At 64.3% G+C, this 21,884-nt stretch carries 19 protein-coding genes, 1 tRNA gene and 2 pseudogenes; 14 read left to right on the top strand and 8 right to left on the bottom strand.

The genetic code is table 11. The annotated features are described in order from the left end of the window. Positions 1 to 246 (top strand): annotated as a pseudogene (locus IE158_RS11485) (hypothetical protein); the annotation flags it as partial. Here IE158_RS11485 and IE158_RS11490 read toward each other — a convergent pair. Further along, the gene (locus tag IE158_RS11490) at positions 236 to 2,764 is read right to left on the bottom strand and encodes an N-6 DNA methylase (RefSeq protein WP_189643850.1); all 2,529 of its coding nucleotides are present in this window, start codon (positions 2,762 to 2,764) and stop codon (positions 236 to 238) included. The pseudogene IE158_RS11485 and the gene IE158_RS11490 overlap by 11 nt on opposite strands. 36 nt (positions 2,765 to 2,800) lie before the next feature. Further along, positions 2,801 to 3,724 (bottom strand): UV DNA damage repair endonuclease UvsE, encoded by a 924-nt coding sequence (gene uvsE, locus IE158_RS11495; protein WP_189643851.1) that lies wholly within the window; start codon positions 3,722 to 3,724, stop codon positions 2,801 to 2,803. Positions 3,725 to 4,211: 487 nt separating this feature from the next. Between uvsE and mbhE the strand changes: the two genes are divergently transcribed. From mbhE to IE158_RS11535, 8 genes are read left to right on the top strand one after another with little or no spacing between them, the layout of a single operon-like run. Beyond that, positions 4,212 to 6,659, top strand: coding sequence for a hydrogen gas-evolving membrane-bound hydrogenase subunit E (mbhE, locus tag IE158_RS11500; RefSeq protein WP_189643852.1), 2,448 nt, complete (start codon positions 4,212 to 4,214; stop codon positions 6,657 to 6,659). After that, a complete protein-coding gene (locus IE158_RS11505; protein ID WP_229839096.1) occupies positions 6,656 to 7,393 on the top strand; it encodes an MnhB domain-containing protein in 738 nt (245 codons plus the stop codon). Before mbhE ends, IE158_RS11505 begins: the two co-directional genes overlap by 4 nt. Further along, positions 7,393 to 7,932, top strand: a complete 540-nt coding sequence (locus tag IE158_RS11510; protein ID WP_189643853.1) for a Na+/H+ antiporter subunit C — start codon at positions 7,393 to 7,395, stop codon at positions 7,930 to 7,932. The genes IE158_RS11505 and IE158_RS11510 overlap by 1 nt, the downstream gene beginning before the upstream one ends. Further along, positions 7,929 to 9,584, top strand: coding sequence for a proton-conducting transporter transmembrane domain-containing protein (locus tag IE158_RS11515; protein ID WP_189643854.1), 1,656 nt, complete (start codon positions 7,929 to 7,931; stop codon positions 9,582 to 9,584). Before IE158_RS11510 ends, IE158_RS11515 begins: the two co-directional genes overlap by 4 nt. After that, positions 9,581 to 10,267, top strand: coding sequence for a Na+/H+ antiporter subunit E (locus IE158_RS11520; protein WP_189643855.1), 687 nt, complete (start codon positions 9,581 to 9,583; stop codon positions 10,265 to 10,267). The genes IE158_RS11515 and IE158_RS11520 overlap by 4 nt, the downstream gene beginning before the upstream one ends. Further along, entirely contained in the window at positions 10,264 to 10,524 is a 261-nt protein-coding gene (locus IE158_RS11525; protein WP_189643856.1) for a monovalent cation/H+ antiporter complex subunit F, read from the top strand. The genes IE158_RS11520 and IE158_RS11525 overlap by 4 nt, the downstream gene beginning before the upstream one ends. Next, positions 10,521 to 10,979 carry a monovalent cation/H(+) antiporter subunit G gene (gene mnhG, locus IE158_RS11530; RefSeq protein WP_229839097.1) on the top strand — a complete coding sequence of 153 codons (459 nt, stop codon included), beginning with the start codon at positions 10,521 to 10,523 and terminating at the stop codon, positions 10,977 to 10,979. The genes IE158_RS11525 and mnhG overlap by 4 nt, the downstream gene beginning before the upstream one ends. Positions 10,980 to 11,033: 54 nt before the next feature. Beyond that, complete coding sequence (locus IE158_RS11535) at positions 11,034 to 12,149, top strand: PilT/PilU family type 4a pilus ATPase (RefSeq protein ID WP_189643857.1); 1,116 nt, start codon at positions 11,034 to 11,036, stop codon at positions 12,147 to 12,149. Positions 12,150 to 12,233: 84 nt separating this feature from the next. Here the strand turns inward: IE158_RS11535 and IE158_RS11540 are convergent, their stop codons facing one another. Next, positions 12,234 to 14,666 carry a glutamine--tRNA ligase/YqeY domain fusion protein gene (locus IE158_RS11540; protein ID WP_189643858.1) on the bottom strand — a complete coding sequence of 811 codons (2,433 nt, stop codon included), beginning with the start codon at positions 14,664 to 14,666 and terminating at the stop codon, positions 12,234 to 12,236. 101 nt (positions 14,667 to 14,767) lie between these two features. On the opposite strand from IE158_RS11540, the gene IE158_RS11545 reads away from it, so the two are divergent. Together IE158_RS11545 and IE158_RS11550 are read left to right on the top strand one after the other, a co-directional pair. Then, a complete protein-coding gene (locus tag IE158_RS11545; protein ID WP_189643859.1) occupies positions 14,768 to 15,226 on the top strand; it encodes a hypothetical protein in 459 nt (152 codons plus the stop codon). A 30-nt stretch (positions 15,227 to 15,256) separates the two neighbouring features. Beyond that, the gene (locus IE158_RS11550; RefSeq protein WP_189643860.1) at positions 15,257 to 15,718 is read left to right on the top strand and encodes a hypothetical protein; all 462 of its coding nucleotides are present in this window, start codon (positions 15,257 to 15,259) and stop codon (positions 15,716 to 15,718) included. Between the two features lie 78 nt (positions 15,719 to 15,796). Here IE158_RS11550 and IE158_RS11555 read toward each other — a convergent pair. From IE158_RS11555 to IE158_RS11565, 3 genes and pseudogenes are all read right to left on the bottom strand, one after another. Further along, a pseudogene (locus IE158_RS11555) lies at positions 15,797 to 15,986 on the bottom strand (helix-turn-helix transcriptional regulator); the annotation flags it as partial. Positions 15,987 to 16,067: 81 nt separating this feature from the next. Next, the gene (locus IE158_RS11560; RefSeq protein ID WP_189643862.1) at positions 16,068 to 17,822 is read right to left on the bottom strand and encodes an erythromycin esterase family protein; all 1,755 of its coding nucleotides are present in this window, start codon (positions 17,820 to 17,822) and stop codon (positions 16,068 to 16,070) included. A 546-nt stretch (positions 17,823 to 18,368) separates the two neighbouring features. Next, positions 18,369 to 18,893, bottom strand: a complete 525-nt coding sequence (locus tag IE158_RS11565) for a multidrug DMT transporter (RefSeq protein WP_189643863.1) — start codon at positions 18,891 to 18,893, stop codon at positions 18,369 to 18,371. Between the two features lie 118 nt (positions 18,894 to 19,011). Between IE158_RS11565 and IE158_RS11570 the strand changes: the two genes are divergently transcribed. Next, entirely contained in the window at positions 19,012 to 19,734 is a 723-nt protein-coding gene (locus IE158_RS11570; protein WP_189643864.1) for a GNAT family N-acetyltransferase, read from the top strand. A 77-nt stretch (positions 19,735 to 19,811) separates the two neighbouring features. On the opposite strand, the gene IE158_RS11575 is transcribed toward IE158_RS11570, so the two are convergent. Next, positions 19,812 to 19,888 (bottom strand) — tRNA-Ile (locus IE158_RS11575). A gap of 98 nt (positions 19,889 to 19,986) precedes the next feature. Between IE158_RS11575 and IE158_RS11580 the strand changes: the two genes are divergently transcribed. Further along, on the top strand, positions 19,987 to 20,739 hold the full coding sequence (locus tag IE158_RS11580) for a hypothetical protein (protein WP_189643865.1): 753 nt from the start codon (positions 19,987 to 19,989) through the stop codon (positions 20,737 to 20,739). A gap of 10 nt (positions 20,740 to 20,749) precedes the next feature. Here IE158_RS11580 and IE158_RS11585 read toward each other — a convergent pair whose 3' ends face one another. After that, positions 20,750 to 21,304: a P-loop nucleotide/nucleoside kinase family protein gene (locus tag IE158_RS11585; RefSeq protein WP_189643866.1), complete on the bottom strand. Its 555-nt coding sequence runs from the start codon at positions 21,302 to 21,304 to the stop codon at positions 20,750 to 20,752. 69 nt (positions 21,305 to 21,373) lie between these two features. Here IE158_RS11585 and IE158_RS11590 point away from each other — a divergent pair, with 69 nt between their 5' ends. After that, positions 21,374 to 21,772, top strand: coding sequence for a hypothetical protein (locus IE158_RS11590; RefSeq protein WP_189643867.1), 399 nt, complete (start codon positions 21,374 to 21,376; stop codon positions 21,770 to 21,772). Positions 21,773 to 21,884 lie beyond the last annotated feature (112 nt).

Below are 21,884 nucleotides of genomic sequence, written 5' to 3' on the forward strand. Positions count from 1 at the left end.
GCTCTTTTTATGTCTATAGAATCTGGCGTCTCAGACAGTGTTACCGGAGTTTTGAGGGGTAGTCAGGCCTGGCCCATTCCCGTTCTGAAGCATGGTCGGAGAGCGGTCAGTCTGGTGCGGCACGGTGCTCAGCATCTCGTGGATGCCCTCCGGTGGAAACCCCAACAGTTCATGGCGGTCCTGGAGGTGTTCATCCAGGCTTTTTGCCCGCCAGGAGCGGCTGAAAGTGAAGTTGTCACCTACTGAGGAACGGGACACCCTCTCCGGCTTTGTCTGCCGTATCTCGCGTGATGAAGAAAGCATTCTCTGGATTTCTGTGCTCAAGAAGCTGAGGGCTTGGCTCACTGAAAAGGGGCCGAATGTTAGCCAGATAAGCGTGACGCACGTCAAATGGCTTGAACGGGTAGCGGACGATATTTTCAGCGCTGAAAGTGTGTTCAGCAAGCAACTTTCTGCGTGCATCCGAACCGACGATTCTGTTACCCGTCATCATCAGTTTGGGGTGCAAGCTGTCTACAGTTGCGTCGTCAATTTCAGGATTGAAATAGCTGCCTACGCGATGAGCCAAAGCGGATTCATCCATGTCAATCAACGCCAAGCCGCGCCGCTCGATAGGGCCATTAAACGGCGGCACTTCAGCCAAATCCACAACCTTCACCCACTGCCCGTACTCGCCACTTTCGGCTATCGGCTTCAGGCTGTAGCGGTTCTCGGCGGTGGGATGCGCCTGCTCGTAGGCGGGGCCGCCCGCGCTCAGGCTTTGGCGCAGCGCCTCGGCCTTGCCCGCGCCCCAGAATTCGCGGTAGCTCACGCGCTGCTCTACGCCTTCGCCCACCTTGACCATCAGCGAAATGGCCGTGCCTGTGCGGATGCCTGCGCGGTTGAGCGGCGTGGAAAAGATGCTGGGGTCGGGCAGACCGTCGGGGGTGCGCTTGCCCGTTTCGCGGCTGTCGCCGTTCAGGTTGTCTATGCTCAGGCGGTCAAACTGTCCCAGCAGCTTGCGCCGCATGACCACGAAACTGGGGTCGGACAGGTACGAGTACGGGCTGATAAAGCAGACGATGCCACGCCCCGTCTGGCCGATTTTGCGCTCGGCTACGCGGAAAAAGCGGACGTACAGGTCGTCCAGATTGAACTTTTTGATGCCCCATTCTCTCACCAGACCTTGCTTGTACTCGTCTATCAGGCCGCCTTCTTCGTCCTGACTGGTGCCGACAAAGGCGCTGTAGGGCGGGTTGCCCAGAATGACCAGAATGGGCTGGTTCTGCTTGACGTGCTGCGCGGCGTCCTGCTCGGCTTGCAGTTCGGGCATATCCAGACGCGGCGGGGCACTGTGCCAGTTGGTCAGGGCGTTGGTGAGGTAAATGGCGGCGCGTTCCTGGCCTTCCAGCGCGGCCCCGCTGCGGGCGAGGCGCTGACCCATCCGCATGTGGGCAATCACATAGGGCGCGGGCATGATTTCAAACCCAAAGAGGCGCTGAGTGGCGGCCTTTTTCAGTTCTTCGGCGCTGGCATCGTCCCAGTCGGGCTGCGCCCTGAGCGTGCGCTCGATGCGGCCCAGCACGGCGGTGAGGTAACTGCCCGTGCCTGTCGCGGGGTCGAGGACGTACACGCTGGGGTCGGCCAGGCCGAGGCCGAGGCCCAAATCTTCCCGCAGCGACTGGTCTACCCGCTCGACCATGTACTCCACCACGTCAGCGGGGGTGTACCACACACCGAATTGCTTGCGGAGTTCGGGGTCGTAAGCCGCCAGAAACGGCTCGTAAAAGTACTGCACCGCGTCGCCCTGAAAGCGGCTGCTGAAGGCTCCCAGGTTGACCCGTTCCAGCGTGGCGGCAGTGCGGTCGAGCAGGTCGGTGAGGTTCAGGCTGCGCTGGGCGCTGGGGTTGGCGAGTTGCGAAAAGAGGCCCTGCATGACGGGCAGGTGCAATTCCCACGCGGCCATGCGCCAGTTGAAGGGCTGCGCGGGGGTTTTTTCGGTGTGCAGCAGCCAGCCGCTGAACAGGCCGTACCACAATGTTTGCACCAGCGTGGCGCGGAAAAAGCGCTCGCCCTGTTCGCCTTCAAAGCTGAGGTCGAGGGCTTCGCTGAGGGCTTTTCTGAGCGGGGCCAGTTCGGAAAGCGGCGCACGCTCCAGCCGGTGCTTGGCTTCGCGGGCGTAACTGGCGAGAAACCACGCCACGCCTTCGGGGGTGGTCAGCGGCGCGTTGGTCAGCAGGGCGCGGGTCAGGAATTCGGCCAGCGGCGCGGCGAGGGCGGCCCGCCCGGATTCGCTACTCAGCAGGGCGCGAAAAGCGTCGGCGCTGGGAGCGAGTTCCAGACTTTCCAGCGGCCCCACGTGACCCTTTTTGTAGAGGGCAAAGCCGCGCAGGTTGGTGACCAGCACCAGCCCGTACAGGTCGAGGTACTTGGCGACCTGTTTGCCCGTGCCGATGTCGGCCACCGCTTCGGCGGGCGACTTGACCTCCAGCGCCCCACGGCTGGGGAGCTGACCTTTGAGCGCCTCCGCATCCTCGCCGCGCTGCAACTGTGAAGCATCGAAAAAACCCCCGTCGGGAATCCCCGCGCCCAGGTTGGCGAGGTGGTTGACGGCATGGACGCGGGGTTTGAGGCTGGCCCCCACCGCGCTGAGCAGGCCAAACAGCGCGGGGTAATAACTGGTTTCCGCCACGCCCGCGCCGGTGGCCTGCACCGCCCGCACTTCGGCAAAGTAGGCAAGGACGGCGCTCTCGGCAGTTTGGTGCTTGGATTTGGCAGCAGGCATAACCCCAATCTAGAGGGTTGCACCTGGGCAGCAGCGTCAGTTCGTCATCCCCTCCCCATTCATCAGCGCCGCCACCGCTTCTTCTTTCCCCTTCGCCTCCACCTCTATCCAGGGCACGTCGGCGTAGCTGCTGGGCACGTCGGCAATCAGCCACGAATGGCGGCGGTCATGCGGGCCGTCTATGCCGTTGCTCAGGTGGACCAGTTGCCACTCCGGCGGCTGCCAGGTGGCGCGGGCACGCAAGACCCATTCCCGCAGGCTGGGATGCTCGTAGTCCGGCAGGCGCTCATGCACCACCTGATGGTGGGCGTCGAACACGAACGGCGTACTGGTGGCCTCGCACACGGGGAGTAGGTCGGCAGCCCCGTAAGCCCGCTCGTCATTCTCCAGGCCCAGGCGCAGGCGGATAGCATCGGGCAGGTCGGGAATCAGGGCCGCCAGCTCGGCCCCGCGCCCGCCCTTGCCGCCGTGCAGCAGCAACAGGTTCCAGGGACTGCGCTCCAGGCCCAGCGCGTCCATCACGCGGGCGTGGACGCTCAGGGCGTACAGGCTGCTTTCACGCACTTCGGCCCGCTCACTGTTCAGCACGATGAACTGCTCCGGGTGCATCAGCGTGCGGATGCCCACCGCCGCAAACGCCGCGCCCGCTTCACGCAGCTGCGGGGCCAGTTCGGCAAACACTTCGCCGGAAATCTGGTCCTCCGTGCCCCCATGACGCAGGTCCAGCATGGGAAAAAGGCTGCTGCTCAACCGGTACAGCCGAATGCCCCGCGCTGCGCAGAACTGGGCGGCCTCACGCAGCTTGGCGATGTTGCTGCTGTATATGTCCCGCAGTTTGCCCCGCTTCTCCGCGTCATTCAGGGCCAGGTAGCGGGTGCGGGTCACGGTGCGGAAGCGCACCTCAGGGCCAGCGGTCAGGCACACCAGGCCATAAGCGGGAGTGGGCGGGTCAGGGTTCACGCCCCCACCTTAGCGGGTTGCCGTCCCACACGCCCCGCCTGCGTAAATGCCCTACGGATGAAGGGCAGCGGGACACGCTTGGTACACTGAAATTCGGTTGGGGCTGGCCCGCATAGGCCAGTGCCCGAGGCACGGCGGCGTCCATGTGGACCGCAGCTGGGCACTGCGGGGGGGCAGTGCAGGGCGCGCTCATTCCCCCTGTGGTCAGCTCGCTGCCCTGTGCAGACGGCCACAAGTGAAGCGCACAAAACCGTGCTCGCGCCCGGACTGCTTTAGTATCGGTGCAGCGAAATATTTGCATATGGAAGCTGGAAGCGACTTCTGTGGAGCTGATGGCACATCACCCGGCTTTCAGAATTTCAACTGTTCGACCTATCAGGAGGGCCATGACCACATCTGCCATTTCTCATTTGCCGCCGCCCGGTCTCCCCTGCGCTGAGGGGGCCAACTTCACCGGGCATCGCCGCCCCGCCGAGAGGAGCCGCCCTTGATTCTCGCCGTCTTTTTTCCGTTTGTCATGGCGGCCATCGTCGCCTGGGCTGGCCTGCACCTGGGTCGGCGCACAGGTTACCTGGCCGCGCTGGGGTTCCTCCCCGCACTGCTGCTGGCGCTGCCGCTTTCGGGCATGCCTGCCGCCGCGCCGCTGCGTGAGACCGTCGCCTGGGTGCCGACCCTGGGCCTGGAGCTGGGCTTCCGGGGTGACGGCTTCTCGCTGCTGTTCGCCACCTTGATTGGCGTCATCGGGACGCTGGCGACGCTGTACTCGGTCAGCTACCTGTCCAGCAAGGAGCGCTTTGCCCGGTTCTACGCTTATCTGCTGCTGTTCGGCGGCTCCATGCTGGGGCTGGTGCTCAGCGACAACCTGATCGGGCTGTTCGGCTTCTGGGAAATGACCTCTATCACGTCGTTCCTCCTGATTGGCCTGTGGCACGCCCGCGCCGCTGCCCGTGACGGGGCCATCAAGGCTTTTTTGGTTTCGGCGCTGGGGGGCCTGGGCCTGCTGGCCGCCGTCGCCATCATCGGCACAGCGGGGGGGAGCTTCAACCTTTCGGAGATTGACCTGGGCGCGCTGCAAGCCTCGCCGCTGTTCATTCCGGCCATGCTGCTGACCCTGCTGGCGGCTTTTACCAAGTCGGCGCAGCTGCCTTTTCACCTGTGGCTCCCCACCGCGATGGAAGCGCCCACGCCCGTCAGCGCCTTTTTGCACTCGGCCACCATGGTCAAAGCGGGCGTGTTTCTGGTTGCCAAGTTCGGGCTGCTGTTCGGCGGACATCCCCTGTGGGCCGCCATTATCGTGCCGGTGGGCCTGGCGACCATGACCTGGGGCAGTTACCTGGCCCTGCGCCAGACCGACCTCAAGGCGCTGCTGGCCTTTTCGACCATTTCGCAGCTCGGTCTGCTGATGAGCCTGTACGGTCTGGCCGACCCCGAGGGCCGCTTCGGCGGCACCGTCCATCTGCTCAACCACGCCGCTTTCAAGGCCGCGCTGTTTTTCGTGGTGGGCATCATTGACCACGAAACCGGCACCCGCGAAATCCCGCAGCTGGGCGGGCTGCGGCAGGTCTTCCCGGTCACCTTCGTGCTGGCGGTGCTGGCCGCACTGAGCATGGCGGGCTTGCCCCCGCTGGGCGGCTTCATCTCCAAGGAGCTCTTCTTTGAGGCGATGATTCATCACGGGCTGCCGTTCATCCTGGTGGCTGTGGTAGGCAGTGCGCTGACCATCGCCTACACCGCGCGCTTTATGAGCGTGTGGTTCGGAGCACTGCGCCATCCGGGCAACGAGCGCCCGGAGCGGCCCACCGACGCCATCCTGGCCCCCGTGGCCCTGCTGGTGGGGGCCGCCGCCTTGTTCGGGCTATGGCCACACTCCGCCGAAGTGCTGGCCGGCACGGCGAGCGCCATGCTTCAGTTCACCGAGTACCACCCGCACCTGTCGCTGTGGCACGGTGTGACCCCGGCGCTGGTCGCCACGCTGGTCACCTGGGCGATTGCCGCGTTCGTATGGTGGCGGCGTCATGAGTTCGCGCACATTCAGCAGCGCCTAACGCCTTCTTGGAACGCCAACACTGCCTACTACGGCTTCAAGGAATGGCTGGACGTGGTGGCAACGGCAGTCATCCTGCGGACCCAGGGGCTGGCGCTGCCCAGCCAGTTGCGCTTCAGCCTGTTTGCCGCTGGCGTGCTGGTGGCCTATGCGCTGCTGCGTGCCCCACAGCCGCTGGGCCTGGAGTGGGACTTCTCCTTTAGCCTGCTGCTGATTCTGGTCCTGCTGCTGGCGGGCGGCGTAGGCGTAGTTCTGGCCCGCAACCGCCTGACCGCCGTCATCCTGATGGGTCTGACCGGTTTCGGCACTGCCGCCACTTTTCTGTTTTTCCGCGCTCCCGACCTGGCCCTCACCCAAATGGTCATCGAGACGGTCACCGTGGTGCTGTTTCTCCTGGCCTTCCGCTACCTGCCGGGCATCCGCTCGCTGCCGCGCACGCGCCCGCAGTACATCACTGATATTTCGCTGGCCGTTGCCAGTGGCGTCGCTATGTTCGTGTTGGTGCTCGCCAGTCAGCCCAGCCTCAAGGAATCCATCGCACCGTATTACCTGGTCAACTCCTACAAGGGCGGGGGCGGCAACAACGTGGTAAACGTGACTCTGGTGGATTTCCGTGGCTTCGATACGCTGGGTGAGATCACTGTGGTGGGTATGGTGGCGCTGGCGGTCCTGGGACTGGTGCGCTTGGGCAAACCCGGTCAGCAACGCACTGAGCTGGACACGTCGGACCCCACAGCCAACATGTCGCTGATTCCCACCCGACAAGAACGCCAGGAACTACGGCAACAGCTGATTGAACAGGGCGTCCTCCCCACCAGCGCTCAGCCACGCACCTCAGTTCGCCGCCGCTCTGCCGGGCGCAAGCAGGCCAGAGACGGGAGAAAGCCATGAGTCCCAAAAGAATCGCTGCGCGCATCCACCACGCCCGCAAGGCCAGCCGCGCCGCTCGCCCCAAGGTCCGCACGCCCAAGGCCCAGGAGCAATATCAGCGTGCAGTCTCCCAAAGACAGCTGGCAACGCCCAAAGAGCGGGCCATGCGCCGGGCGGCCCACTTTCTGGCCGAGAATGCCGAGGACCATGAGCAGCAGCGCACAGATGCCACCACGCCCTGGACCGCCCAGACGGTTGATTTGGAGCCGGTTGACGGCAACTGGGAACTGCGCCCGGAGCACGAGGACCTGCGCGAATCCCTGAGCAACGACCCCATCGTCAATACCGTGACGCTGCCTGCCTTCGCCCTGATTCTGTTGATGACCCTACTCATGTTCTGGCGTGGCCACCAGTTGCCCGGCGGGGGATTTGTCGGCGGTGCGCTGACCGTCTGCGCGCTGCTGCTGTACCGAATTTCGGCTCACAGCAGCGCCCTGAACATCAACTTTACCCGTCTGATTCCAATAGGCCTGAGCATCGCCTTTATGACTGGTCTGGTGCCCTATCTGCTGAACAAGGGGTTTCTCAAGAGCGATTACGGTTACCTGACCACCTTCATCACGGGCGAATTTGAGTGGGCCAGCGCCATGCTGTTCGATCTAGGCGTATTTCTGTCTGTGCTGGGCGGAGCCATGACCATCACCGAAAGCCTGATTGATATCGCCCCTGGCGAGCTCACGGAGGATGACCGCTGATGGAGACCATTTTTGCTTTTGTGATTGCCATTTTGGTGGGCGTCGGAGTCTTTATGCTACTGTCGCGCGTCATTGTGCGCGTGGTGATCGGCCTGTCGTTTATCTCGTATGGGGTCAATCTCGCCATCCTGACCGCCGGTGGGCTGCGGCAGGATTCACCGCCGCTGCTGAGTGAGCCAGCACCATACGTGGACCCCTTGCCTCAGGCCCTCATTCTGACAGCTATTGTGATTGGCTTTGCCACCACCGCCCTGCTGCTGACCGTGGCCATCCGCGCCTACCAGGTGGCTGGACACGACGACGTGGCGGCGTTTGGCGACAACCTGGCTGATGACCCCAGCAACCCCGACGGCAATCAGGCAGATTCCAGCCACCCCAGCCCCGATATCCCCGATACCGAAGCCTTTGAACCGGCTCCTGGGTCCAATGAAATGCTGCTGCTGCGTGCCCGGAGCGAGCTGCGCCGCACCTTCCAGGACACCCCGCTGGGCACAGCGCAGGACCAGACCGACAACCAAGTCCAGAAGGAGAACCTATGACCGTGCCTGACCCGATCCAGCTGAGTTGGCCTCTGCCCGGAACCGAGTCGGCCCTCCCCGCCGCGCCGGTCATCCTGGCGCTGGGCACCGGACTGCTGCTGATGCTGCCCCTGAGCCGCGCCGCCAGGAGTGCGCTCTCTATCGGTGTCACCCTGCTGATGACCGTGCTCTCGGCCCTGCTGGTATGGAGCACGGGCGACGGCACGGTCCTCAGTCACACCATGGGGGCCTGGGCTGCGCCCTTCGGCATCGTGCTGGTCGCGGACCGCCTCAGCGCCTGGATGAGCCTGCTGACCAGCGTGTCCTTGCTGATGACCGTGCTGTACAGCGCCGCATTCCCGGACCGGGTGCGTGAACAGTACCACCTGTTCGCCCTGCTGCAACTGCTGGCCGCTGGTGTGCAGCTGTCGTTCCTGACTGGCGACCTGTTCAACCTGTTCGTGGCCTTTGAAGTGATGCTGGTCGCCAGCTACGCGCTGACCGTCCTGGGGTCCACCCGCGAGCAGTTGCGCGAGGGTTTTCGCTACATCGTGATGAACCTGGTGGCCTCCGCGCTGCTGGTCGCCACTTGCGGCATGATCTATGGACTGCTGGGGACGCTAAACATGGCGCACCTGGCCCAGCGCGCCACCGAACTGGGTCCCAGCCATTACGTAAGCGCCTTCAGTACCCTGCTCCTGATCGTGTTCGCTTCCAAATCGGCGCAATTTCCGCTTGGCTTCTGGTTGCCGGGCACCTACCCCGCCGTGCCGGTGGCCGTAGGAGCGTTTTTTGGGGCCATTTTGACCAAAGTGGGCATCTACGCCCTGATTCGCACCTTCAGCACCATGTTTACCCAAGAACCCCTGATCGCACAGACCACCTTGCTGATTCTGGGCAGCGCCACCATGCTGTTCGGGGCGCTGGGCCTGGTTTCGCAGCGCGAGTGGCGGCGCATCCTATCATTCGCCGTGGTCACTTCGGTGGGTTATATGGCCTTTGGCCTGGGCATCGGCACACCTGAGGCGCTGGACGCCACACTCTTTTATATGACCGTGAGTGTCCTGGTGACTTCGGCCATGTTTCTGCTGGCCGGCATTGCTGAGAAAGCGACAGGGACCAGTTACATCACGGTGCGCGGGATGCTGGAACACCGACCGCTGTGGGCCGCCGCTTTTATGCTGGGGGCACTCACCATCGCAGGCCTGCCACCCACCGGGGGCTTTATCGCCAAATTCGCGCTGGTTCAGGCCGGCTTCGCCGCGTCCAGCCCACTCACTCCGCTGATCTACCTGGGCATCCTCAGTGCGCTGCTCAGCTCGCTGATTATCCTCTATGCCATGCTCAACATCTGGCGCGGGTTCTTCTGGGGCAAGGCGGCCAAAGACAAGGAAGTGCAGCTCCGGCCAGTGTCACTGCGCCAGCAAGCGCCCATGCTGCTGGCGATGTTCACCGTCGCGGCGACGGCACTGGCCGCTGGTCCCCTGGGAGGCCTGACCAGCCGCATAGCGGCGCAACTCGCCGACCCCCAGCAGTACATCAGCGGGGTCCTGGGTGACCGACCGGTACAGATTCCGCCGGCTCCTACCGCTGAAGACCCTGAAGCCCCCGACCACCCTTCTTCCATCTCCCCCGCACGCCGCGCTCCCAAAGCCGAGGAGGACCACCCATGAATGGCCTGGGCCTGAATTTCCTGATCGCCATCACTTACGCCCTGCTGATGGGGCATCTGGGCCTGCGCGAGATGACCACCGGCTTTCTGGTTGGATTGGTCATTCTCAACCTGTTTCCCAAGGCGCTCAACGCCGAACTCTACGTGGCCCGTGGGCGGGCCGTATCGCGCTTCTTGATCTTTTTCTTCAAGTCCCTGCTGATCGCCAATATCCAGGTGGCTCTGATGGCCCTGCACCGCCAACCCAAGCTCACGCCCCTGATTATCGACGTTCCTATCAAATTCGAGTCTCAGGCCATGCAGACCCTCCTGGTTGCCACCATCACCCTGCTGCCCGGCACAGTGGCGATGGGCTTCAGCCCTGACCGCTCGGTGATGTACGCCCACTCCATCGGCATATCTGATCCGGTGGAGGTCCGCAGTTCCATCATTGAGGTGGAGTACTACATTCTGGACATCATGTTCCCGCTGGATTACCCAGGTGGGCACAAGGCGGCGCTGGAGCAGGCCGCCGCACGCGCCACGCAGCTGGCCGCTGCACTGACCGACGCGGCGCAGCGTGCCGGTGACGAAGAAGCCGCCAGCGTGGTGGACCCCAAAGTTCAGGAAGAAGCCTACAGTGAGGCCATCAGCGAGCAGAATGCCAAATTGCAGGAAATCGTAGACGAGGTGAAACCAGCATGATCATCAATCTGGCTCTGGCGATTGTGTCGCTTTCAGCGCTGCTGGTCTCGCTGCGGGTGCTGCGCGGCCCCAGCTGGGGTGACCGCATCATGGCTTTCGACTTTCTCGGTATGAATCTGGTGGTGCTGTTCGCACTGCTGGCCGTCCGCACCAAGCTGATGGCGATGCTGGACGCCACCGTCCTACTGAGCCTGCTGGCGTTTCTTTCCACCATCGCCATGACCCGTTATCTGCTGCTGGGCCGGGTGATGAAATGAGCGGCTTCCTTCATGACTTCAGCGCACTCATGACCGCCTGGGATATCAATCTGCTGCGGGATATTCCTATCCTTTTCGGCTCGGTGTTCGTGCTTACAGCTGCGGTAGGGGTGCTGCGCTTTCCGGACCTGTACACCCGCCTGCACGCCAGCTCCAAGCTGGTCACGCTGGGTTCAGCCGGCATCTACCTGGGCGTGGCCGCCGACTTCAGCGATGTGGCAGCGTTTACGCGGGTACTGGCGGTGCTGCTGTTCCAGTTTCTGACCACGCCGCTCAGCGCTTATCTGATCGCCCAGGCCAGCTATCTGCGCGGTCTGCCAGCCGTACTGCATACCCCCGACGAGGGCAAGGCCGACGCCTGGGACATCTTCGGGGCGGCGCAGGACATCAGCCAGATTCGCCGCCTCCAGGCCGTTCAGGAAGAAGAAGAGCTGCCCTCACCGCACTCCGGCTAACGGGGCTGAGCTGAGGGAGGCGTGTAAGACTGCCCCGCCTAAGCTACGGGCACTATGACCGCCTCTACTGCTCCCCAACCCGCTTCCCAGGTCAAACACCAGTTCGACGCCCTGCTGACCGAGATGGTGCAGCGCGGCGCGTCGGACATCCACCTGCGGGCCGGCAGTGCCCCCGCCGCCCGCATTGACGGCGAAATCGTGCGCTTTGGCGAGGAGCGGCTGACCCCGCAGAGCATGGAAGACTTCGCGCAGGTGATGCTGCCCACCCAGCTGATGTGGGGCACCTTTGTGGAAAAGCGCGACCACGACTTTGCCTACTCGCTGCCCGGCACGGCCCGCTTCCGGGTGAATGCCTACTTTCAGCGCGGCAGCGTGGGCCTGATCATGCGCGTGATCGAGGACAAGCCGATTCCCACTTTCGAGCAGCTGGGCTTGCCGCTGGATGTGTTTGAAGAACTGAGCAAGCACGAGCGCGGCCTCATTCTGGTGACCGGCCCTACCGGCTCGGGCAAGACGACCACCCTGGCCAGCCTGCTGGACCACATCAACGCCCGTGACGCGGTGAACATCGTGACGCTGGAAGACCCCATCGAGGTGCTGCACCGCGACAAAAAGGCCATGATGATTCAGCGCGAGCTGGGGGCCGACACCCAGAGCTTTTCCAACGGTCTACGCGCTGCCATGCGCCAGGACCCGGACATCATTCTGATTGGCGAGATGCGCGACAAGGAAACCGTGGAAGCCGCACTGAGCGCCGCGCAGACCGGGCACCTGGTGTTCAGCACCCTGCACACCCAGGACGCTATGCGTTCCATCAACCGCATCATTGACTTCTTCCAGCCGCACGAGCGTGAGCAGATTCGCCAGGGCCTCAGCGAAAGCCTGGTGGCCATCGTGTCGCAGCGCTTGCTGCCCCGCAAGGGCGGTGGCCGCGTGCTGGGCATGGAAATCTTGCTGGGCACCCCCACCGTGCGCGAGAGCATCAAAGACCCCGAGAAGCAGGATGAGATCAAGCAGGCCCTGCTGGAAGGCGGCATGCGCGGGATGCACACCTTCGACCAGCACCTCGCCCGGCTGGTCCACGAGGGCCTGATGGACGAGGACGAAGCGATGCTGGCCGCCACCAGCCCGCACGAGCTGAAGATCATGCTGATGCAGGCGAACTACTAAGCACAAGAGTGGAACAAAAGAAGAGCGGAGGGCAGAAAGGAAGCCTTCTGCTCTTCTCTGCAACTGGCCTCAGACCAGCTTGGGTCAGCCGCCCGCCACTTCTTTCAGCAGTGAGCCCACCGCCCCCGCGTCGGCCTGACCGCCAGTGGCCTTCATCACCTGCCCCATAAAAAAACCTTGCAGCGCCCGCTTGCCGCCCCGGAACGCCTCGGCTTCGGCGGGATGGGCGGCCAGCACCTCGTCCACAATGCGGCGCAGCTCGCCCGCGTCCGACATCACCTTGAGGCCCTCGCGCTCCACTGCAGCGGCGGGGGCTTCGCCGCTCTGGGCGGAGCGGGCCAGCACGTCCTTGGCAATCCGGCTGCTGATGCTGCCCTGGGCCAGCAGCTCGGCCAGCGCGGGCAAGTCGGCGGCACTCAGGCGGTTCGTTCCGCTGCGCAGCACGCCAGACAGATCATTGACCACCCAGGCGGCCACCTGCGCGGCGTGCGCCCCAGCACCGCCCTGCGCGAAGAATTCACCCAGCTGCGGGTCGCGGGCCAGGGCAATGGCGTCCTCTTCACCTACGCCCAGGCCGCGCAGCCGCTCCATCTCAGCCTGCTCCTGGGGGGTGAAGTCGGGGGCTTTGGCCTCGGCAGGAGCCTGAGCAGTGGCCTTTTTTCCATTTGCGTCGGCAACCGCAGGGCGACCTGCGCCAGATACTTTCTCCGCCCGCGGGAGCGACTTGGCCCAGCTGTCGCGCAGCGTAATAATCCGCCCGAACACCAGCCCTTCCTCGCGGCTGTCCACCGGGTCACGCCAGAAGTAGCCCTGGCGCTCAAACTGATAGCGGGTGTCCTGCGGGTCGTCCAGCACGCTCGGCTCCACAAAGCCGTGCAGCACCCGCAGCGAATCCGGGTTCAGGAAGCGGACAAAGTCGCTGCTAACCGGCGCGTCGCCCTCGTGGCTCATGCCTTCGGGGTCAAATTCGGGGGTTTCCAGCGGGCTGCTGGCATCCTGCGGATTCTCGCCTTCGGGATTGGGCACCCGGAACAGGCGGTCATACAGCCGGAACTCGGCGGGCACACTCTGGCCAGCGCTGACCCAGTGGATCACGCCCGCTGCGCCCACTTCTTCAGGCTGAATGCTGGCGCGAATCAGCACCGGCTGCCCCGCATCATCCAGCTCCACCTCGTCGGCACGGATGATGCCTGCGCCGCGTAAGCGCACCATGCCGCCCTGAGTCAGCCGTTTGAAGCCCTTAGGGGGACTGAGGGCAAAGTCGCTCTGCTCGATGTACACCTCGCGGGTCAGCGGCACCCCGCGCACCGCCTGGTCTGCGGGCACGCGCTCACCGCCCGGCAGGCTCAGCAGGCCGTCGGGCGAGAGGGCCACCACGTCGTGCGGCCAGTAGGGCAGCGTCAGCTCCTGCGGCTCTGTCAGGTTGGTCAGCTCGACCTTGAGCGGTTCCAGCACCGCCATCACGCGGGGGGCGCGGGTGTTCAGGTCGCCACGCACGGCATTCTCGTATACGGCCAGATCCACCGTGCGGTTGGTGCGGTTCACGCCGATCTGCGCCGCAAAGGCCCGCACCGCTTCAGGCGTCACGCCCAGGCGGCGCTGGGCCCGCAGGGTGGGCATCCGGGGATCATCCCAGCCCGACACCAGGCCTTCTTCGATCAAGCGGCGCAGCTTGCGCTTGCTGGTGATGGTGTATTCCAGCCCCCGCCGCCCGAACTCGTACTGGTGCGGGCGCGGCTCAAAGCCCAGGCGCTCCATCAGCCAGTCGTAAATGGCGCGGTTGTCCACGAATTCCAGGCTGCACATCGAGTGCGTCACGCCTTCCAGGGCGTCTTGCAGCGGGTGCTGAAAGTCGTACATGGGATAAATGCACCAGTCGCCAGCGCGGTAGTGCGACACGTGCAGGATGCGGTACAGCGCCGGGTCACGCAGCTTCATGTTGGGGCTGCTCAGGTCAATTTTGGCGCGCAGCACGTGTTCGCCGTTCCCGAACTCGCCCGCCCGCATCCGCCGGAACAGGTCCAGGTTTTCTTCTGGCGTGCGTTCGCGGTAAGGACTGGGCGTGCCGGGCTGGTCGGGCGTGCCGCGCAAGGCAGCCATTTCATCGCCGCTCACACTGTCCACGTAGGCGTCCCCCTGCCGAATCAGCTGCTCGGCGTACTCGTAATAGCGCTCAAAGTTGTCGGAGGCGTAATAAAAGTGCTCGCCCCAGTCCCAGCCGAGCCAGCGCAGGTCGTCAGCAATGGCGTCCACATATTCCTGGGTCGCCAGCTCTGGGTTGGTGTCGTCCATCCGCAGGTGGTAGCGCCCGCCGTACTGCACGGCCGTCTGGAAATCCAGAAAGCTGGCGAACACGTGCCCCAGGTGCGCGTAGCCACTCGGCTCCGGGGGAAAACGGGTCACGACCTGGGGGTATTTGCCGCTCTCCAGGTCACGCTCGATGATTTCGGTGATGAAGTTGGGGGCCACGCGGGGAGCGTCCGCTGCGGCAGTGGGGACAGAGTCAGGGCCAGTCATCTGCCCAGGATAAGCCAGGCGCAGGGCAACAAGGCGTGTGCAAGTGGCCACCTGCGCCGTTTCGGTGGGCCTTTCCAGCAACTTGCGTTTATGCTGAGCGCATGACCAACGCATCTCGGCTCCCTTTGGCCCTAGCCCTTAGCCTTTCTGCCCTGCTGATGCCCGCTGCCGGTGCCCAGTCGTTCGGGGTGTATGGCGCGAGCAACATTGCCCGCACTGGTGGAGGGGTGCAGGTACAGAGTGGCACCAGCACCGCTGGCACCTGGCGGCTGAGTCTGGGCTACGAGCAAGGCGGCGCAGCCGTCGCAGCAGAACGCCTGAACGGCTTTGGCGCAGGCCGGACCTACTGGGGAGCCGGCGCATTTGGCGGGTATGCGCCCGCCGATGACCGGGGCGCATTCGGCGGCGTGCGCGGCTTCGTGGGGGCCGAGCTGCCCACTGGAGGCAGCCACCTGTACGGTGAAGTCGGTGTGCAGGCCATCGCCGCGCAGACCAGTAGCAGCGACATTGGCGTGGTGGGCGGCCTCGTGCCGGTGGTGCGGGTCGGCGTGCGGTTTTAGAAATCCGTCAACCTGTCTATGCTGGACCGTATGAGACATCTACTTCCCCTGCTGGCCCTGGGCCTCCCGGCATGCGCTCCTAGCCTGGCGGACCAAGCCAGAGCCGACTACGCGATTGACGGCAGCAGCGCGGCCACGCTGAGCAGCGCCAACTTTTCGGGCAAGCCTTACCCTGCCTTCACCCACCAGCTCACCAAGCCGGGCGCGTGCAGCCGGTACACGGCGCGCTACGCCAGTGTGGGCAGGAGCATTTTCCCGGTACCCATCGAGGAGCTGGGGCTGTGGTCCTACCTGATCCCCATTGACAAGAGCGCCGATGGCCGCCAGATGCTGCTGACCAGCAAGAACAACGGGGCCATCACGCCCAACCTGTATATCCGCGTCAGCTGCACCGAGAAAGCGGGCGCCGCCCTGCTGGAAATCGTCAGCACTGGCCCACTCCCACAGTCCCGCCTGAACACGCTCAACCGGACCTTCCTGCAACAGCTCTAAGGGCCAGGCACAGTGCCGCAGCGACGCCAAAAAGCCGCTGCGGCTTTGCTCTGCCACTTGCCCCCAGGGCCAGCCCTCTTCATCCTGAAAAATGTCCTCGGTCCTTAAATCCAAACAGCCGCGCCAGACGGAACGCCAGCGGCAGGCCGGGACCACATTTGCCGGTTTCCAGGGCGTTGACGGTCTGGCGGGACACGTTCAGCCGGTCCGCCAGCTCGGCTTGAGTAAGGCCGTGTTCGGCGCGCAGCACCTTGAGGCGGTTTTTCATTTGCGTGAGTCCCGCCAGTCCAGAGTGACAGGTGGCCCAGCCCGTCCAGCACGCGGCATTGCCAGCCCCGCTCCTGCCGGGTCACTGTTCCTGCACTGGCAGGAGCACAGAGGCGCTGCTGCGCGGGGTCAGAATCAGGCCGTCAAAGGCGGCGGGCAGGTCGGCAGGTCCGTTTGTCGGCATGCCTTCCACATACACTGCGCCTACGCCACTGATGCTCACCGGCTGAGCGAACCACTCGCGCAGTGGTGCCTGAGCATTTGCCTGAGCCACGTTCAGGAAGGCGGCGGGCGCGGTCCCTCTCAGCAAGTCGGCGCTCAAGCCGTCCAGCGACTCGGGCTGAGCGTCCGGGACCTTCAGGACCAGCGGCTCGCGGCCCACCCAGCCGTCAGCTTTGCCGGGGACAGCACGCAGTTCGCCCCCGCCGAAGCTGAAGCCGATGACGCGGTACTCGGTGCCCATCTCGCGGGCGAGGTGGCTGCCCAGGTTGGCATAGGCCTGGCCCTGCGCTGGCACCCTGGACACATGGAAATTATGTGCCCACAGCGCCGCTTTTTGACCGGGGAACAGGTCCCGCATCAGTGCCTGAGTGTTGTCGGCCATGGCACGGTCACGCAGGGCATTCGAAGCGTTGAAATCGTCGCTCTGCATTCCGGCAGACATCGCCACTCCTTGCCGCACGGTACGGGCCAGATGCTGGATGTCCAGCGCGTATAGCGTCCCCTGCGGTTGGAAGCGGGCGTGCAGCTCCAGCAGCGCGGCCAGCGCTCCAGCGCGGGTCCAGTCGGACTGTTCTTTTCCGAACTGCGCTTTCAGTTCGGTGCGTAGAGTTTGGCCCAGCTCCGCCAGCCGCGACCCGTGCGGGGCCAGCTTGGTCAGCAGGGCCAGGCTGCCTGCCGGGTCCTGCATGTCCATACCCACCACGCGCAGCGCTGGTTTGTCGCCTCGGCCTGCGTTGTAGTCGCGCATCCAGCGCAGCAGGTCGGCCATCTCCTGCGTCTTCCAGGTCCAGAAATCGTACTCGCGGGTGACCTCCTCGGCGCTCTGGTTGCCTTCGCCCTGCACCCAGCGGTCAATGGCGTAAGCATCGTCGTAGTCGGCCTCAATCATGAACACCGTATAGCCATACTGCTCGGCCAGCTCACGGAAGATGCGGCCCTTGAGCGCGAAGTGCTCAGCAGTCCCGTGTGAGCCTTCGCCCAGGCCCAGCACGCGGGTGCCCCCAGTCAGCTCCGACAGCCAAGCGAAGTTGGCGGCGGGCGCATTCATACCGGTGGCCGAAATGGGCCGCAGCAGTGGGGCCAGCGCCGCTCGCCGCGCAGCGAGGGTTTGCTCATCCACTGGAGCCTGCGCCACCTGGCGGGTCACTTGACCGCTGGCTTCGGTCACAAGTTCCAGGGTGCGGCTCTGTGCCATTCGCCACGTTCCACCCACCTTGCGCCACAGATCCTCGGTGCGGGTTTCCACCGTGACCGGCTGCTTGACCTCGCCCAAGGTATAGGTGGCTTCGACCCGGTTCCAGAACTGCACGCGGGCCGTGTCGCCCGTCACTTCGGCCCCGTCAAAGCGGTAGTCCAGCTTCTGATAGCTGAGCTGCTCCGGCTCAAAAGTACTCAGGTAGGTGTCCCGGTTAAGCCGTGTGCCATCCGGCATGATCAAAGTAAAGTCGTCAGTCAGCAGCGTAGCGTAGGCCTGGGCGTCCAGTGTGCGGGTCGCGTCTACCAGGGCGGCGTACTGAGCCGCAAGGTCGGCGGGCAACTGCTCAACTCCTGTCTGGGCGTGCGCACTGGATAGACATACGGTCAAGGCGAGGGCGGGCAAAGACAGCTTATTCATGCGGATTCTCCTAGGCGAAGAGGCGGAGGCAAAGGTTACTGGTCAGAGTGCCGCGTTTCCTTGTCTCTCTCACGAGTCCAAAGGCAAAATCGCCGTGTCCTCATGACAGGCTTTCTTGGCATACCGAGCCCTGGGGTGGGTGACCGTGACCCCGAAAGGCAGCGGCGTGGGCCCCCTCCCCACTTAGCCCTAACCTACACTCGGCGAATGAGCACTTCTTCACCACTACGGGCTGTGTTGGTACGCGCTGTATTGGCCGGCGCTTTCCTGACCCTGGGGCTCCTTGCCTTGGCACTGCCACCCCTGTTCGGTTGGCTGGTGTCGGACCCGCAGAGGCGTGGGTAGCTGCTTTCCGGTCCCGGCTGGCTGAGCGGGATGGGCGGCGGGCCAAGCCAGCTCTGAGCGCTGGTCGGCTGCCTGCTGGCCGCTGCGCTGCTGGGTCTGGGCCTGCTACTTCTAAAACAGCCGCAAACCAGCAAAAAACAGAGAGCCTAAGCCCTCTGTCTCTTTTGACCTGGTTCTTCCCTTTCTGGTCAGGGATTCGGTTCAGCTTGCGGCAGGCATCTCAGCGTCAGCAGCCTGGGCCGGAGTTTCGGCGCGGCGGCTGCGGCTGGCACGCTCAGGACGCGGCTCGGCAGCGGCCACTTCAGCCTGGGGTTCGGGACGTGCAGGGGTGGCCGTCACGGCGTCACCCAGGCCCAAGCGGGCCAGCGTTTCCCCAAAGGCGGCCAGTGCTGGGCCCGCCTCAATTTCGGCCACGGCGCGGGCGTTGAGGGCCTTCAGTTCCTCGCGGGTCACGGCGTATTCAGGGGCTTCATGGCCCTTGAGCGTGTACATCAGCGCGTAGGCAGCTTCGGCAGTCACGGTGGCCCCCTTCGAGGTCTGAATGACCGGGTCGGTGGTCATGTCGCTACCGACCAGCGTAATGGCCTCGGGAGAAATCAGTGTCACGCGGTCACCGCGCTCCTCCATGTGCGCCGCCAGCTGCAACAAGCCGCGCAGCGACGCCATGTGGCCGAAGAGTTCTAGGTGGGGCAACATGGCCCCGGCTTTCTTGAGCAGGTTTTCCATGCCTCTAGTATTTATGTAAATAGCAGAATTATCAAGTCTGGCTTCTTAATGAACAGATAGAATCCCAACCACGAGGGCGCGCACCTTTTTGGTCTGCTCCCCGCTTTAGCCTGAGCCTATGCCGCATTTGCCCATAACTGTCCGCCGCGTGACCGACCCCACAGACCCTGCGCTAGACGCTTTTGGCCGAATTCAGAACAGCAGCTATTACGCCCCCGACATGCTGATTCCGCCTTCCATGTTCCCGGCATTGGTATCCGGTCAGGGCAGTCGCCGCGAGGACCGGCTGCTGGTCGCTGAAGACGAACGCGGCGAGGTGCTGGGCGGCACGCTTTATCACCTGCTGACCGGCGCGGGCTTCAATTCGTTTATGGGGGTGACCGCTGCGGCACGTGGCCGGGGCGTGGGCCGGGCACTACACCAAGCCAGCCTGGAGGATGCCAGGGCACACGGGCGAGCGGGTCTCTTTGCCGACAGCGTGTACGCAGGCCGCCAAAGCCCAGGCGAGCAGGCCGCCGAAGCCCGCACCGGCACCGACGCCCAGCAACGCCGTCAAATGCTGCACGCGCTGGGTCTGCGGACGGTGGACCTCCCCTATTGGCAGCCGGTAGGCGGCGAAGATGGTGGCCCGGTCAAAGACTTGGACCTGCTGTACGCGCCACTGCTACCGGACCAGCAAACAGTTGCGTTGGACTTGGTTCTGGACACGCTGGGAGCCTACTGGCACGGCTGGCTGGGGCCGGAGCGCACAGCCGCCGAACTGGCAGCGCTGCGGGAGCGGGCCAGCAGCGACGAGCTGGCCCTGCTCCCGGCCACCGAGACTCCACGCTACTGGCGCTGAACTGCGGGCGCTGTCCAGCACTGTTGCAGGCCGCAGGTACACAAAAAGCCCCACCTCCGAAACCGGGGTGGGGCCGCTGGTGCGAATGCCCAGACTTGAACTGGGGACCTCACGCTTATCAGGCGTGCGCTCTAACCAGCTGAGCTACACTCGCAAGCGGAGATAACTGTACCAAGCGTTCAGCGCGGTGTCAAGGGCGCGGGCGGCAGCTTCTGGCGGCCTTGGTTGGCTGGGCCGCTTAGACTGGGACGCGTGAAGCACTGCGACCCCGCCCACACCATCTATCTCGAAAAATTGCAGGAGCTGCTGCGCACCAGCCAGTGGGAGGAGCTGCGCCGTGAGCTGCTTAGCGCAGACAGTGCACTGACCGGGGGTCAGCTGGCCCCGGCAGCAGTGTTGGCCCTTCAGGCAGGTCTCCCCGAGCAGGCGGCAAGTTGGGCGCAGCGGGCGGGTGAGCGCCAGCTTCAGGCTGCGGCGCACCTGCGGATGGGCCACACGGAAGCTGCCCTCCCGCTGCTTCAGGGGGCGGACGACCACCGCGCCGAGGTCATGCGTGCCCGCGCCGCCCTGCTGGCCGGCGACCCGGTGCAGGCGCAGGAACGGGCCGCGCAGGCCCACGCCAGAGCCTTTGAGGCCGGGGACGCGCCCAGCCTGCTGGCCGCCATTGCCCTGCTGGGTGAGCTGGAGCTGCGCGGCGCGCTGGAATCGGGCAGCCGCACTGGCCTGCATGCCGCGCTAAACGTGCTGGCCGAGGGCCTCAAGATTGCCGAAATCGTGAACGAGCCTGCTGACCCGCATGTGCTGGCCCTGATTGCCCTGACCCAGCACCACATCAACAGTGGCCCCAAGGCGCAGGCCACCGCCGCCAAGGCACTAGACCGCTCGCTGGCATTCAGTCCTGCACAAGTGCTGGCCCTGACGGTCCTGGGCCGCCACGAGGAAGCGCAGGGTCAGGCTGCAGCCGGAACGCTGGCAGACGCCTGGTGGACCTGGGCCCAACCTTAGACACCAGAGCTCAGACGGGGCTCAGGCCCGCGCAGGCAGCAATGGCCTGTGCGGCTTGCTGTGGGGATAGCCGCGATGTGTCCAGCGTCAGCATTCCTTGCGGCACAGGCAAGACCCCGCTTTTATCCAGTACTTCCTGCAAGGCAGCCGGGTCATTTGGCTTCAGGCGGGCGCGGCGCTCAGGCAGAGGCATCCGCCGCAGCAATTCTTCGGTAGGGCATGTCAAATAAACCGGAACAAACGCAGCCCCACGCTGCCGGGCCAGGGCGGCAAACTGGTCTATGGTTTCCGCTTCGCCGGGCAGGTCCGCCAGATAGTTGGTAAAGATGTGGCTGAGTTCCGCCGGAGCGGCAGCGACAGCTTCCAGCACCACCTCACGCACGCGGCGCGTAAACGTCCAGATTTCGGGCGGCAAGGCTCCGCCATCAGCCCCGAACGCTGTAAACACCGGGTCGTTGATGATGTGGTTATCCAGCAGCGCTGCACCAGTCAGCTGCGACAGCTCCAGGCCCACAGTGCGCTTGCCACTGCCTGGTGGCCCAATCAGGTAAAAGAGGTGGCCCATACCCCCAGGCTAAAGAATCGGGCAAAGACTCCTGTAGGCGCTTTGGCCTAAGCCCACTAACATAGAGTAGTGAAACTCAATTCCCTTTTGATGGCCGTGTCCCTGCCCCTGCTGCTGGCGAGCTGCGGCGGCGGCAATGAAGCCACGGGCGAGCTGCAAGACCTGATCAATTCGCGCGACAAGCACAAGGTGTCCGAAGCCGCTGGTCTGACCACCTACGATTTCGGCAATACCGAAGTGGCCTCCGGAACCACCATGGAGGCCCGCTCCAAGGATGCCTGGCGCGTGTACCTGAACGGCCCCAAATTGCAGCCCGAAGACTTCGGCAAGTTGGAGGAGGAAACCAGCAACGGCACCGACACCCTTTACCGCATCACCGGCGGCCCGTTTGCGGGCGGCCTGCTGCAAAAGTCGAGCAATGGACAGATCAGCATTGCCTCTGAGGCGTGGGTGGCGGGCGGAAACTAACCAGCACACGCTTTCACAGGAAGAGGGTCTCTGATAGCTATCAGGGGGTAGTGGTACGCGAAATCCTTCCACATCGGCCCCACTTTTTAGGAGGGTGGGGCACACTGGAGGG

It is taken from the genome of Deinococcus piscis, from assembly GCF_014653275.1.
In the GTDB taxonomy this organism is placed as follows: Bacteria; Deinococcota; Deinococci; order Deinococcales; family Deinococcaceae; genus Deinococcus; species Deinococcus piscis.

Bases quoted from the DNA above. Each gene is read 5' to 3' on its own strand.
- IE158_RS11520 (WP_189643855.1), top strand. From the start codon at position 9,581: ATGAATGGCCTGGGCCTGAATTTCCTGATCGCCATCACTTACGCCCTG.
- mnhG (WP_229839097.1), top strand. From the start codon at position 10,521: ATGAGCGGCTTCCTTCATGACTTCAGCGCACTCATGACCGCCTGGGAT.
- IE158_RS11550 (WP_189643860.1), top strand. From the start codon at position 15,257: ATGAGACATCTACTTCCCCTGCTGGCCCTGGGCCTCCCGGCATGCGCT.
- IE158_RS11490 (WP_189643850.1), bottom strand. From the start codon at position 2,764: ATGCCTGCTGCCAAATCCAAGCACCAAACTGCCGAGAGCGCCGTCCTT.
- IE158_RS11585 (WP_189643866.1), bottom strand. From the start codon at position 21,304: ATGGGCCACCTCTTTTACCTGATTGGGCCACCAGGCAGTGGCAAGCGC.
- IE158_RS11540 (WP_189643858.1), bottom strand. From the start codon at position 14,666: ATGACTGGCCCTGACTCTGTCCCCACTGCCGCAGCGGACGCTCCCCGC.
- IE158_RS11525 (WP_189643856.1), top strand. From the start codon at position 10,264: ATGATCATCAATCTGGCTCTGGCGATTGTGTCGCTTTCAGCGCTGCTG.
- IE158_RS11560 (WP_189643862.1), bottom strand. From the start codon at position 17,822: ATGAATAAGCTGTCTTTGCCCGCCCTCGCCTTGACCGTATGTCTATCC.
- IE158_RS11535 (WP_189643857.1), top strand. From the start codon at position 11,034: ATGACCGCCTCTACTGCTCCCCAACCCGCTTCCCAGGTCAAACACCAG.
- IE158_RS11565 (WP_189643863.1), bottom strand. From the start codon at position 18,893: ATGGAAAACCTGCTCAAGAAAGCCGGGGCCATGTTGCCCCACCTAGAA.
- IE158_RS11515 (WP_189643854.1), top strand. From the start codon at position 7,929: ATGACCGTGCCTGACCCGATCCAGCTGAGTTGGCCTCTGCCCGGAACC.
- IE158_RS11510 (WP_189643853.1), top strand. From the start codon at position 7,393: ATGGAGACCATTTTTGCTTTTGTGATTGCCATTTTGGTGGGCGTCGGA.
- IE158_RS11545 (WP_189643859.1), top strand. From the start codon at position 14,768: ATGACCAACGCATCTCGGCTCCCTTTGGCCCTAGCCCTTAGCCTTTCT.
- IE158_RS11505 (WP_229839096.1), top strand. From the start codon at position 6,656: ATGAGTCCCAAAAGAATCGCTGCGCGCATCCACCACGCCCGCAAGGCC.
- IE158_RS11570 (WP_189643864.1), top strand. From the start codon at position 19,012: ATGCCGCATTTGCCCATAACTGTCCGCCGCGTGACCGACCCCACAGAC.